General features: G+C 60.3%; 12 protein-coding genes. 9 read left to right on the top strand and 3 right to left on the bottom strand.

Annotated features, from left to right (window positions below; all coding sequences use genetic code 11):
• Positions 1-38 precede the first annotated feature (38 nt).
• The 9 genes from DAAHT2_RS01075 (at position 39) to DAAHT2_RS01035 (ending at position 6,119) form a co-directional block, all read left to right on the top strand.
• Positions 39-455 (top strand): rhodanese-like domain-containing protein, encoded by a 417-nt coding sequence (locus DAAHT2_RS01075; protein ID WP_420353996.1) that lies wholly within the window; start codon positions 39-41, stop codon positions 453-455.
• 237 nt (positions 456-692) lie between these two features.
• Positions 693-1,316 carry a TorD/DmsD family molecular chaperone gene (locus DAAHT2_RS01070; protein WP_013162448.1) on the top strand — a complete coding sequence of 208 codons (624 nt, stop codon included), beginning with the start codon at positions 693-695 and terminating at the stop codon, positions 1,314-1,316.
• Entirely contained in the window at positions 1,313-1,672 is a 360-nt protein-coding gene (locus tag DAAHT2_RS01065) for a DUF4870 family protein (protein ID WP_013162447.1), read from the top strand. Before DAAHT2_RS01070 ends, DAAHT2_RS01065 begins: the two co-directional genes overlap by 4 nt.
• 132 nt (positions 1,673-1,804) lie before the next feature.
• Entirely contained in the window at positions 1,805-2,053 is a 249-nt protein-coding gene (locus DAAHT2_RS01060) for a hypothetical protein (protein WP_013162446.1), read from the top strand.
• A gap of 244 nt (positions 2,054-2,297) precedes the next feature.
• The gene (locus DAAHT2_RS01055) at positions 2,298-2,597 is read left to right on the top strand and encodes a hypothetical protein (protein WP_041718754.1); all 300 of its coding nucleotides are present in this window, start codon (positions 2,298-2,300) and stop codon (positions 2,595-2,597) included.
• 18 nt (positions 2,598-2,615) lie between these two features.
• Positions 2,616-4,313: a 2-oxoacid:acceptor oxidoreductase subunit alpha gene (locus DAAHT2_RS01050; RefSeq protein WP_013162444.1), complete on the top strand. Its 1,698-nt coding sequence runs from the start codon at positions 2,616-2,618 to the stop codon at positions 4,311-4,313.
• Positions 4,314-4,323: 10 nt separating this feature from the next.
• On the top strand, positions 4,324-5,175 hold the full coding sequence (locus DAAHT2_RS01045; protein WP_013162443.1) for a thiamine pyrophosphate-dependent enzyme: 852 nt from the start codon (positions 4,324-4,326) through the stop codon (positions 5,173-5,175).
• A gap of 92 nt (positions 5,176-5,267) precedes the next feature.
• A complete protein-coding gene (locus DAAHT2_RS01040; protein ID WP_013162442.1) occupies positions 5,268-5,624 on the top strand; it encodes a TusE/DsrC/DsvC family sulfur relay protein in 357 nt (118 codons plus the stop codon).
• Between the two features lie 54 nt (positions 5,625-5,678).
• Positions 5,679-6,119, top strand: a complete 441-nt coding sequence (locus tag DAAHT2_RS01035; RefSeq protein WP_013162441.1) for a hypothetical protein — start codon at positions 5,679-5,681, stop codon at positions 6,117-6,119.
• Positions 6,120-6,181: 62 nt separating this feature from the next.
• On the opposite strand, the gene DAAHT2_RS01030 is transcribed toward DAAHT2_RS01035, so the two are convergent.
• From DAAHT2_RS01030 to DAAHT2_RS01020, 3 genes are all read right to left on the bottom strand, one after another.
• Positions 6,182-7,807, bottom strand: a complete 1,626-nt coding sequence (locus DAAHT2_RS01030) for a Na/Pi cotransporter family protein (protein ID WP_013162440.1) — start codon at positions 7,805-7,807, stop codon at positions 6,182-6,184.
• 24 nt (positions 7,808-7,831) lie between these two features.
• Positions 7,832-9,502, bottom strand: coding sequence for an electron-transfer flavoprotein:ubiquinone oxidoreductase (locus DAAHT2_RS01025; RefSeq protein ID WP_013162439.1), 1,671 nt, complete (start codon positions 9,500-9,502; stop codon positions 7,832-7,834).
• A 232-nt stretch (positions 9,503-9,734) separates the two neighbouring features.
• Positions 9,735-11,822 carry an FAD-binding protein gene (locus DAAHT2_RS01020; protein ID WP_013162438.1) on the bottom strand — a complete coding sequence of 696 codons (2,088 nt, stop codon included), beginning with the start codon at positions 11,820-11,822 and terminating at the stop codon, positions 9,735-9,737.
• Positions 11,823-11,899: the final 77 nt, after the last annotated feature.

The raw sequence follows: 11,899 nt of genomic DNA, 5'->3' as shown, positions 1-11,899 counted from the left end.
CGCCAGTTCGGAATAAAACCAGAAGGAGTAAGGAAGCGATGCGTTATAAATTTTTTACCATTCTGCTGGCCACCAGCATCTGTCTGCTGCTGGCCGCCACCGCCGGAGCCCGGGCCTGGATCAGCGACCTGAGCACCGAAGAGTTGAAACAGCGCATGGATGAGCCCCGCAGAATCGTGGTGGTGGACACCAGGACCGAACAGGAGTACCGCCAGGGGCATATCAGCGGCGCCATCAACATCAGCTCCCAGGCCAGCAACCAGTTTCAGGATATTGCCCGGCTGTTGCCGGACGACAAAGAGGTCCCGCTGGTCTTCTACTGCCGGGGCTTCGACTGAGGCCTGGCCCCCGCTGCCGCGGTCGCGGCGCAAAAGGCCGGCCACAAAAATGTTTACACCTACCGGGCCGGTTTCCCCGACTGGCAACGGAGACGTTACCCCATCAGCGTGCGCTGAGCCCCAAGCGCCGGCTGAAAAATATGCTAAACAGTAACCGTTCACCTGGGGTACTAAACTACAAGGTATAACGGGCCGTAAGCGAGCAGCCGCGCCGCAGGTTTGGTCTTGCAGCCAGGCGCAGCGTAATCGGGGACAGTTTTAAAAACTGTCCCCTCCGTAAGCCTGGCTGATCGCCCGAAGATGCGGTGCGGCTGTTCGCTTACGCTAAACACAGCGTTGCGGGCCGCACCACCGATGCAAAATTTCGCCGACGAACAGCAACAGGCCCGGCGGGCTTATATTTACCGGATCCTTTCGGCCATGTACTATTCGCCTGCGGCGGAACTGCTCGAAATGCTGGAAAATCTGCCCGCCGCCCTGGAAGCTACCTACCCTAGCCTGGCCCCTTATGCCGTCGATCTGCTGATCGAATTCAAGGAACAGCCGGCTGACTCTACCAACCTCAAGGTGGAATACGCCCGGCTCTTTGTCGGCCCCGGCACCTTGGTGGCGGCGCCCTACGGTTCGGTTTACCTGGATGAGGGTCGCAAGCTCATGGGGGAAACCACCATGAACGCCCTGGAGCATTACCAGGCGGTGGGCCTGAAGGCCAATAAAGAGAGCAATCAGCCGCCGGACTTCATCGGCACCGAGCTGGAGTTCATGTTTTTTCTCGGTCACTGCTACCTGCAGTCGCAAAACCCTGATTTCATCGAACGGCAACGAAGTTTTCTCGGCCAGCACCCGGCCCTGTGGATCGAACCCTTCACCGAAGCCATAATCGCCCACAGTACCGCCGAGTTTTACCGACTGCTGGCCACTTTAACGCAACAATTTATCCTCACGGATATGCAGGCTCTACAACTGGCAAACCAATGAGCGACTCAGTTTACCCGACCGCGGAACAGCCTCGCACCACCACCGCCAAGATCGTCTATATTCTGTATCTGGCGGGAATCATCATCGGCCTGACGGCGGTGATTGGCGTGGTTATAGCCTATATCAACCGCACCGAGGCCCCCGCCTGGCTGGCCAGCCATTACCGCTTTCAGATCCGCACCTTCTGGATCGGCATGCTCTACCTGCTGCTGGGCTCCATTCTGGCCACCGTGGTGGTGGGCTGGCTGCTGGTACTCTTCTGGCTGATCTGGCTAATCGTCCGCTGCGCCCAGGGGATGAGATACCTGGACCGCCACGAGCCACTGCCAAACCCCACCACGTGGTGGTTCAACTAAACCCTTTTCCCGGTTTTTCCCTGCTCTTTCCTGCCATTATCCATTTGACATCCCCGGCGCAAATACCTATCGTTTAAACATGGAAGTAAGCCAACCCGATATCTGACCAAGATTTTTACGGAGGAAGAAGCTATGGCAACCAAAGAAGAGCTGTGCAGTAAAATCAAGGAAGTTTTTCCCGACATCGGCGCCTGCGGCATCGACGTGGAGGTTGATTACGACGACACCAACAAGGCTTGGGTGGTTGACCTGAAAAAGGATCAACATGAGTTGAAAACTTTTCTGGAAGAACCCGAGGCCCAGCAGTGCATGGAGGGCAAGCAGTGCGTTTCCCTGGGCCTGCAAATCGCCGAACTAAGACGCAATATTGATCAGTTATAACTGGCTACGGCGCTCTTGCCAACACACGATTATGATTGCAAAATCAGCGGGAAGCCGGCGGCAACAAACTGGCCACCGACCACCACTGTGAAAAATCGGCATGGAACCTGTTTGTTTTGGGAACCCTGAAAGCGGTTAGCTCTCAAACTATAATTGCGGGGGTATGGTGGGCGTCGAGAGCCATCGGCGCCTGCTGGAACTTTGAGCCGGTCTACACCCACAAACAAACTAATCCGGGAGGTGCATGATGAAACGTCAAGTTGAAATGCAAGAAAGTATGTTGCGAGCCCATCGGGATTTCATAGATAACCTTGAAAAGTCGGTCGAACTGGTGGCCCGGGACCTGGAGGATGCCAAGAGCGTAGCGCAGATCTGCACCGACGAATGGTGCGCCGCCGCCGAAGAAACCCTTGATGAACTGGCCAAGCTGGTCTTTTCCATCAGCGAGCCGCGCTGGCTTACCAACGAGGATTCCAAAAAGATCAGCGCCCTGCGCCGTCGCATCCACGATCTTTACGCCCAGTACAAAGCGGTCAAAAAATAGCGCTGTTGCAGGCGGAATATGTCACAGGACATCCAGATTCTCATCGGTGGCGAAGCCGGCCAGGGACTGGTGACCATCGGCCAGTTGCTGGCCAAGGCCCTGGTACGTTCGGGCCGGGAGATATTCACCAGCCAGAGCTATCATTCCCGGATTCGTGGGGGGCATAATACTTTTGCCCTACGCGTAGGCCCGGCCCCCTTGGCCGCCTCCAGGGACAACATCGACATCCTGGTGGCCCTCAACGCCGAAACCGTGGAACTGCACCAGGCCCAGTTGACCCAACGAGCACTGATCATCGCCGATGCCAATACGGCCCCCAACACCGCGGGGGCCATACCGGTGCCCTTTGCCCAACTGGGGCCGGAGAAACTCTGGAACACCGCCGCCCTGGCCCTGCTCGGCCAGATCCTGGGGTTGCCGACGGAGCCACTGCAACAGGCGGTAGACGAGATGTTTGGCCACAAACAAGCGGAAGTGCTGGCCGAAAACCGCAAGGTCATGAAGAAAAGCCGGGAATGGGCCGGGCAGCATGTCCCGGAACACCCCTTCACCCTCGCCGACCGCAGCACCGGCGCCGCCAAACGGCTGCTGCTTACCGGCAACCAGGCCATAGCCCTGGGCGCCCTGGCCGGCGGCCTCAAGTTCTGTGCTTTTTACCCCATGACCCCGGCCACCTCCATCGTGATCGAATTGATCAGCCATGCCGACACCATGGGCTGCATTGTCGAGCAGGCCGAAGATGAAATCGCCGCCATCAACATGGCCATCGGCGCCTCCTATGCCGGGGCGCCGGCCATGGTGGCCACCTCGGGCGGCGGTTTTGCCCTGATGGTCGAAGGGGTCAGCCTGGCGGCGATGACCGAAACCCCGGTGCTGGTGGTGGTGGGCCAGCGGCCGGGACCGGCCACCGGCATGCCCACCTGCACCGAGCAGGCGGACCTGGAGTTTGTCCTCCACGCCGGCCACGGTGAATTCCCCCGGGCCATTTTGGCGCCGGGCAGCATCGAAGAATGCTGGTCCTTGACCGCCCGGGCCCTGGGCTTGACCGAGCACACCCAGTCGCCGGTTTTCCTGCTGACCGACCAGTTTCTGGCCGACTCTTCCCGGCCGGTGACCCCTTTTGACGGCGATACCGTTACCCCGGTCAGGGCCGGCAGCGATCCACAAAAAGTGGTCCCTCCCTACCGGCGTTATTATCTTACCCCGGACGGCCTTTCCCCCCGCTTGTTGCCTGGTCTGTCGGAGCACCTGGTGGTGGCCGACAGCGACGAGCACAACGAAGAGGGCCATCTCAGCGAGGATTACGGGCTGCGCAAGGCCATGGTGGAAAAAAGGTTGGGTAAACTGGAACTGCTCAAGCGGCAGGCCTTGGCCCCCACCCTGAATGGAGCCCGGGGGGCGGAACTGCTCTTGGTCTGCTGGGGCTCCAGCCTCGGGCCGGTGCGGGAAACCGCCGAGATCCTGCGCGGCCAAGGCCAGGAGGTTGCCACCCTGCATTTTTCACAGGTGTGGCCTCTGGTCCCGGAACAGTTCCTGGATATTCTCCAGGCCGCCGGCCAGGTGGTCTGTATCGAGGGTAACGCCACCGGCCAATTTGCCCGGCTGATCCGGCGCGAAACTGGCTTTGCCATTGACCGTCGGATCAACCGTTATGACGGCCTCCCTTTTACCGCCGGCTACCTCCTTGAACATCTGGAGAAATCAGCTGCCGCGTAAAGGAGCAAAGATGACTACCATTGAAGATTACGGCAAGTATGAAACCGCCTGGTGCCCGGGCTGCGGCAACTTCGGCATTCTCAACGCCTTAAAACAGGCCCTGGTCAACTGCGACCTGCCTCCCCACCGAGTCCTGCTGGTCTCCGGCATCGGCCAGGCGGCCAAGGCACCCCATTATCTGCGGGCCAACGTCTTCAACGGCCTGCATGGCCGCAGTTTGCCGGCGGCCATCGGCGCCCGGCTGGCCAACCCGGAACTGACGGTGATCGCCGAAAGCGGCGATGGCTGCCTGTACGGCGAAGGCGGCAACCATTTTCTCGCCGCCCTGCGCCGCAACCTAGATCTTACTATCCTGGCCCACGACAACCGGGTTTACGGACTGACCAAGGGCCAAGCCAGTCCCACTTCCCAGCAGGGGATGGTGACCAAAACCCAGCCCCACGGGGCCTTCCCCCCGCCTTTCAACCCCTTGGCGGTGGCGGTGACCATGGGCGCCTCCTTCGTAGCCCGGGGCTACGCCGGCAAGCTGGAACAGCTCAGCGAGCTGATCAGCAAAGCCATCAAGCACCGGGGCACAGCCCTGGTGGATATCCTGCAACCCTGTGTTTCCTTCAACAAGATCAACACCTTCCAATGGTACCAGGAGCACTGCTACGAACTACCGCCGGAACATGATCCCACCGATCGCGACCAGGCCCTGCGGGTTGCCCTGGAATTCGGTGAGAATTTACCCCTGGGCATTATCTACCAAACCCAACGACCGCTGTTTGAAGAGCAGTTTACGCCCCTCAAGCACGGGCCATTGGCCCGGCAGGAGGTTTCCCGGCCCAAGCTGGAAGAAATTATGCAACAGTATCGTTAAATCATCTGACCATCATAGGCCGGTCGGCCCGGCCCCGGTTGCCGGCGCCGATCAAGCTGCAAACCTCATCAAGAAAATTAAGGAGACCCCCAATGGCACAACTGACTTATTCCGGCGGCAGCGTCGAAATCGACGATCAGGGATTCCTGGTAAATCTTGAAGACTGGACCGAGGAGGTGGCCAGGGCCATGGCCGCCCGTGAAGGCATCGAACAACTGGACGAGGAAATGATGGAGGTGATCCGTTTCATGCGATCATATTACATGAAGTTCAAGGCCTTTCCGATCCTTAACTATGTATGCAAAAATGTCGACCAACCCCGCAATTGTGTCAGCGACGAATTTATTAATCCTGAAAAGGCGTGGAAGATAGCAGGACTGCCAAAACTGGCCGGAGTCCATTTCATCAGCACCGACGGTCAACATTACATAATGGAACCACCAACTTAAACCAGAAGACCAACCGTATCTTTTGTTATCAAGCAAGGAAAAAGGAGAAAAAACATGCAAATTAAAGATCCCAACCTGCACCTGAAACTGCAGGAGATGTGCGACTGTTACCTGGACACCGACTATGCCGTCGAGTTGGCCAGGATGGCGGCCGGGCCGGAAAGCGAGCCGGAAGAAAACGCGGTCAAGTATCTGGCCCTGGCCATTATGTACGGCATCACTGAAAAGGCCGACAAACTTAAACTCAAAAGGGATAAAGACGGCAGCATTGAAGCGGAACTGAAAGGGGAGCAAAAAATAAAGCTGCCCGCCCCCGCCGGATCAGTGTGGGAGGGCATGGTCGCCACCATCCGCCGGATTCTGCACTTTGACCAAGAGGGCGGTGAATTGCCCTTGGCGCTGGGCCTGCGCGCCGGCAGCCTTGACCTTAAAGTGAAGCTGAAAGAAAAAGGGGATAAATCTTCGCTCACTATTGCTTTCCCTTCCTGGAAATAAAAAGCAAATTATACGGGGCGCTACCGCACCGATTGGAGCGCCCCGCAGCCCACTTCCGATCTTCAGGTTTCCTGCTCCGGGGCGGCCACAGCCAGGTTCAGGCTTTGCAGGCTTAACACCAGCATCCGGCAGGACTGGGTAAAGAGCCGGTTGCTCATCAAAAGGCGGGTAACCTCGTTTTCCTGCAACCGCCTGGACGCCACCTCGGTGGCACAGGCCCGGATGAAATTCCTATCCTCTTCTTCCACGGCGGCAAAACTCTGCTCCAGCAGGGCGGTGTGATCAACCTCGGGCTCCTCGCCGATATTTTCCACCAGCTTGCCGATGTTCTGCAACCGGGCGAGAAAACGCTGCCAGGCCTCATGCATGAAGCGCTGGTCCTCCCGCCGCAGTTCATCAATCTCCTGGTTTTGTTCAAAGAAATTCTTGGTGGCGTTCATGATGCTGCGGGAAGCCCGGATGTAGGGCTCCAGCCTGCGGGCCTCCGCCTCTTCCATCTGCTGGGTCTGAATCCTGGCATAAAAGGTAAAAATTTCCGCATGCATCCTTTCCAGGTCATCGTAGGTAACGCGCCCCCGGGTGCGCCCCTTGGGGTCGATACCGTAAATCATCCGTACAAAATCCATGCTGCAGCGAGCCTGGTTAATGGCCTCCTTGCGCAGCGCCTCAATGGCCGCTTCGGGAACCTCGGGACTGGTTTTGGTAATGTAAAGGGTAAGGTGCAACGGCACCGGTTCGGGAATACGACGGCGGACAAAGGCCGTCACCCGGGGAATGAGCGGAAAGAAAACCATTACCCCCACGACGTTGTACAGGGTATGAAAAAGGGCCAGCCCCAGCACCGGGTTATCGGCGAAACGGAATTGCTCCAGCACCAGCCAGGTCAGCAGCGGCAACAGGGTATAAGCCACCAGGGCGGTGGTGCTGATATAGATCAGCTGCCCCAAGGCCGCCTGCCTTTTCACCGCAATCCCTCCCAACGAGGCGATCAACACGGTGACTGTGGTGCCCACGTTGGCCCCGATCACCATGGCCCCGGCACCACTGAAATCCACCACGCCGCTAAAGAGCATGGTCAGGGTAATGGCATTGGTGGCCGAGGATGACTGCATGATCACCGTCATCAGCAGGCCGGCCAACAGGTAAATCCACAGGCCCAGATCCGGCAGGGCGGCGATATCGATGGCCGCGGCCACTCCCTCCACACTGCTCTTCATAAAGTCCAGGCCGTGGAAGAGAAAGCCGAAGCCCACCAGCAGCTTGCAAAGATTGACATAGCGCGGAGAGTTGGCCGACAGGATCAAGCCCAGGCCGCCGACGGCGATCATCGGCAGGGCAAAGGCCTCGATCTTGATCTTAAAACCGAAAACCGCCACGATCCAGGTGGTCATGGTGGTGCCCACCATGGCCCCGATCATCACCGCCTGGGCATTGACCAGGGTCATCAGCCCGGCCCCGGTGAAGGCCAGCACCATCAGGGAAACGGCGGAAGAGCTCTGCAGAATCGAGGTACTCACCGCCCCGGCGACAATCCCCCGCAGGCGGGTGCCGGTGTAACGCCGGATCAGCGATTTGAAGGCGCGGCCGGCCAGCAGACGGATGGATTCCTCCAGCATGTACATGCCGAACAGAAAAATTCCCAGGCCGGCCAGCAGCCGCCAGATATCAAGCTGTTCTAAAATTCCCATCCTGTTCTACCCCCCGGCAAGCTGCTACATGGTGGTGTAGCGAGGGCCCTCGCCACCCTCCGGCACCGTCCAACGGATGTTATCAAAGGGGCACTTGCGCTGGCAGGTCTTGCAATGCAGGCAGTTGGAGGGGTTGGCCGGCCGGGGCTGCGGCCCGATTTTTTCATACACCCCGGCGGGGCAAAAGGTGATGCAGGGGGCATTGAATTTTGCCAGGCAATGGTCGCGGCACAAGGCTTCATCACCGATCAGCAGATGGCAGGGTTCCTCTTCCCGGTGACCGGTGCGGGCCAGGGCGGTGAAGGTGTCCTTATCGTAGGGTGCCGGCGCCCGGCGGGGAAAGGCTTCCCTTTGCAGATGGGTGTAGTCGGGCTTGATTTTAAAGCGGGGCAGCAACCGGCCGGCGGCGGCCAGCAGCAGACCCGCCGTGGTACCGAAACGGGCGATACACTGGCGAAAATTACGGGCCGCCGCCATTTCCCGCACCACCCCCGCCCGCTCCAGGGCAGCGGTGTAAGCCGCCGCCAGCTTTTCCGGACTCCCGTTGGCCGCCAGGGCTTCGGCGGCGGCCAGGCCCGATTCGATGGCGTTGTGCAGCCCCTTTATTTTCAACATGTTGACCAGGCCGGCGGCATCCCCCAGCAGAACCACGTTGCCCTTGCCGACAGTGCCGTTTTGCGGGCAGCGGGGCACCGCCTCCCAACCGCCTTCGGGAATCATCTTGGCCCCGGTTTCCACCAGGGTGCCGCCGTCGATGAATTGCTTGACGTAATGATGTTCCTTGAACAGGCTCAAGGCGTTCTGGGGGTTGAAATCGTGGTAGCGATAATCAAGCCCGGCGATAATCCCCACGGCGATCCGGTTTTCCCCCATGGGGTACATGATCCCGCCCCCAAAAACATCGGGGCCGCTCAGCGGGGTCCAAAGAGGAAAGCCCATGGCGTGCACCACCCGACGATCACCGAATTTGGCGTACTGTTCGTCACTGACCCGGATCAACTCCTTGACCCCCAGGGAATAAAGCTGCTCCCCGGCACGCTGCAGCCCGGCCATGGTGATAAATTTTTCACTGAGCAGGCCGTCGCAACCCTCGGCCAAAAGAATAAAATCGGCACTGATGGTCTCACCGGCCAAAAAGTTGCGCTGGGGCCGACCCTCCTTGTCACGGCCCTGGTCCACCAGTTTCACCCCGGCAGCCCGCCCGGCTCCCTGATCCCAGAGGAGATCGGCAGCGGCAAAACCGGGCAGCACCTCAACCCCCAGCTCCTGCGCGATTTTACCCAGCCAGGCCGCCAGCCGGCTCACCGAGCAGATGTAATCGCCGCCATGGATCATCCGGCCGTAGCCCAGACCCAGCAGCCGGGCGGTTTTAAGCAACGGCAACAACGACACGGCCCGGCGGTGGCCGGGCAGCCAAAGCACGTCATCGCTCTCCACCCGGGCGAGCAACACCGCCCCGGCTTCATCGCTTTCCTGCCAGCCGGGGCGCACCGGATCCAGCAAGCGGGCCAGGGCACCGGGCTCCAGCACCGCCCCGGAAAGGGCGTGGTTACCCGGGGCCGCCCCCTTGTCGATGACGCAGATCGCCAGTTCCGGGCGCCGATGCTTGGCGGCAATGGCCGCCGCCAACCCCGCCGGCCCGGCGCCGACGATCAACACATCCACTTTACGGTAATCCTGCGGGTTGTCATTCATGGCCATGCCTTTGTGTCAGTCTTTGGGGTTATCTTCAGGTGCATGCTTGCAGGAATGCCCTGGCGGCAAACAGCTACAAAGTAGCATAACCGTTCACCAGGGGTATTAACCTACAGTTATAACGGGCCGTAAGCGAACAGCCGTGCCGCAGGTTAGGTCTTGCAGCCAAGCGCAGCGTACCCCCTGTACGTAAGCTTGGCTGCTTGCCCGAACCTGCGGTGCGGCTGTTCGCTTACAAAGTTACAATCAGTTCGGGGATCACCTGCTCGGCCCGGCCCACCAGGTAATAATCGCACTGTTTGAAAATCGGCGCGGCCGGATCGGCGTTGATGGCGATAATGGTGCCGCTGGCCGCCACTCCGATCATGTGCTGGATGGCCCCGGAAATCCCCACCGCCAGGTAAACCTTGGGGCCCACGGCGGTGCCGGTTTGTCCTACCTGGAAGGCCCGCGCAATAAAACCCTGCTCCACCGCCGCCCGGGAGGCCCCTTTGCCGACCTTGACCTTAAATTTTGCCGTCAGGGCCGCGTTCAACTCATCCAGCAGGCGCACGAAATTGTCCCGGCTGGCCAGGCCCTTGCCGCCGCCGACCAGAATATCGCAGGCAAAGTCCACCTTTTCGCCACCGGCGGCACGCTCGATGATTGCCAGCCCCAGGTCTTCTTCAGTCAACTCCACCTGGTGGGTGATAATTTCGCCCCGGCGAGCGGGGTCCGCCGGTCGCCGTTGCATCACCCCGGGACGGGCGGTGGCCATTTGGCAGCTTGAGTTGCGGCTGCAGATGGTGGCCATGATGTTTCCTCCCAAAGCCGGCCGGGTCTGCATCATTACCGCCAGCTGCCCCTGGCGGCTGATGTCGCGGATGGTCAGCTCGGTGCAGTCGGCGGTCAGCCCGCAGCCGGTTCGGTAGGCCACCATGGGCGCCAGTACCCGCCCCTGGGGCGTGGCGCCGTAAAGCAGAATCTGGGGCCGATGCACGGCAAACAGTTCGGCCACCGCCTTGCGGTAGCTCAAAGGGTCAAACTCCTCCAGCAACGGGTGTTCCAGCAGATATACCTTGTCGGCCCCGGCGGCGATCAGCTCCGGCGCCAGCTCCCGCACCCCATCTCCGGCCAGCACCACTCCCAGCGGCACCTCAAGAGAATCCGCCAGTTCCCGGGCTTTGCCGGTCAGCTCGAAGGTGGCGGCATTGAGCGCCCCCTCCTCGTGTTCGGCCATCACCCAGACCTCACCCTGGTAGGCCGTTTCCTGTTGCCCCAGACCGTCGAGCATGGTGGCCGCCACTTTCGGGGAAAGCGACAATTTTTCCGCCGCCAGCACCTGTTCCTTGACCTGCTCGGTGATTTGCCCCGGCTCCTTGATTCCCAGTTCGACCAGGATCGACGCCAGTTGAGCAAAGTCGTCGCACTCCTTGGCCGTCCCTTCAAAGGGGCGGTCAAACCAGAAGGACCGTCGGGAGGGCAGCAGATAATCAGGCTCGGGGCCTTGCCGCCCTTCATCGCCGGGGCGCGACTGTTGGTGCAGGGTTTCGCGCAGCACCCCGGCCAGTTCGGCCACCGAGTGCAGTTGCCGCCCCAGCCGGTTGGTTTTGGGCGGCGGAAAAACCCGGATCACCCGGGTTTTGGAACCGCTGCCACCCATGGCGGTGGGCTTGACGTCATCGGCCCCCCACTGCACCAGCTCACTGCGGTTGGCCTGGCGGGTGGCGGCAAAGGAGGCATAGAGGGTGTAATCGTACTGGGCGACGGTGATCACCGCCGGCCGGCGCCGGGCTTCCACCACCTGGCTGCCGCCGGAGATAATGTGGTGAAAGCGGAAACGGCCATCGACAAACTCCACCTCGGTGGCGTAAGGAATACAGCCGATCCCCAGTTCTTCGGCAATCTGGGGCGGCACCTGGGCGGTGTCGCCGTCCACCGACTGCATGCCGGCCACCACAAAATAGTCGTCATCATCGGCCAGCATTTCCGCCTTGATCTTTTTAATGGCGTGGGCCAGAGGATTGGCGGTGGCCGGGGTGTCGGCCCCGCCCAGGGCCCGGTCGGTGAGCAGCACCCCGGCGTCCGCTCCCCGGCTCAGGCCGTAACGCAGCACCTCGGCGGCCATGGGCGGCCCCATGGAAAGGCAGATAAGCCGGGCCCCGGTATCGCCGGATATTTCCTTCATCCGCCAGGCAAAGGCCAGGGCTTGGGCGTCCAGTTCATTGATCACGCTGGCCAGCCGGGAACGGATCAGGTTGCCGGTGTCCGGATCAAAGGCATTGTCGGTGATCCGGGCCACATCCGGCACCTGTTTAACCAGGACGATGTAATTGCTCATGGGTGATGGTCGCTCCTATTTAGTCCTTTACCAAAGCCGGTAAGGGTTCGCACCGGAGCTTTTACTTAGTCCGGCGC

Origin of the sequence: Desulfurivibrio alkaliphilus AHT 2 (assembly GCF_000092205.1) — a bacterium.
Lineage (GTDB): Bacteria > Desulfobacterota > Desulfobulbia > Desulfobulbales > Desulfurivibrionaceae > Desulfurivibrio > Desulfurivibrio alkaliphilus.
The sequence above is the reverse complement of the archived record's forward strand: the minus strand, read 5'-3'. Positions and strand labels throughout refer to the sequence as shown.

Coding starts and splice junctions, on each gene's coding strand:
- DAAHT2_RS01040 (WP_013162442.1), top strand. CDS start 5,268: ATGGCACAACTGACTTATTCCGGCGGCAGCGTCGAAATCGACGATCAG.
- DAAHT2_RS01020 (WP_013162438.1), bottom strand. CDS start 11,822: ATGAGCAATTACATCGTCCTGGTTAAACAGGTGCCGGATGTGGCCCGG.
- DAAHT2_RS01025 (WP_013162439.1), bottom strand. CDS start 9,502: ATGAATGACAACCCGCAGGATTACCGTAAAGTGGATGTGTTGATCGTC.
- DAAHT2_RS01055 (WP_041718754.1), top strand. CDS start 2,298: ATGATGAAACGTCAAGTTGAAATGCAAGAAAGTATGTTGCGAGCCCAT.
- DAAHT2_RS01035 (WP_013162441.1), top strand. CDS start 5,679: ATGCAAATTAAAGATCCCAACCTGCACCTGAAACTGCAGGAGATGTGC.
- DAAHT2_RS01070 (WP_013162448.1), top strand. CDS start 693: ATGCAAAATTTCGCCGACGAACAGCAACAGGCCCGGCGGGCTTATATT.
- DAAHT2_RS01050 (WP_013162444.1), top strand. CDS start 2,616: ATGTCACAGGACATCCAGATTCTCATCGGTGGCGAAGCCGGCCAGGGA.
- DAAHT2_RS01065 (WP_013162447.1), top strand. CDS start 1,313: ATGAGCGACTCAGTTTACCCGACCGCGGAACAGCCTCGCACCACCACC.
- DAAHT2_RS01045 (WP_013162443.1), top strand. CDS start 4,324: ATGACTACCATTGAAGATTACGGCAAGTATGAAACCGCCTGGTGCCCG.
- DAAHT2_RS01030 (WP_013162440.1), bottom strand. CDS start 7,807: ATGGGAATTTTAGAACAGCTTGATATCTGGCGGCTGCTGGCCGGCCTG.
- DAAHT2_RS01060 (WP_013162446.1), top strand. CDS start 1,805: ATGGCAACCAAAGAAGAGCTGTGCAGTAAAATCAAGGAAGTTTTTCCC.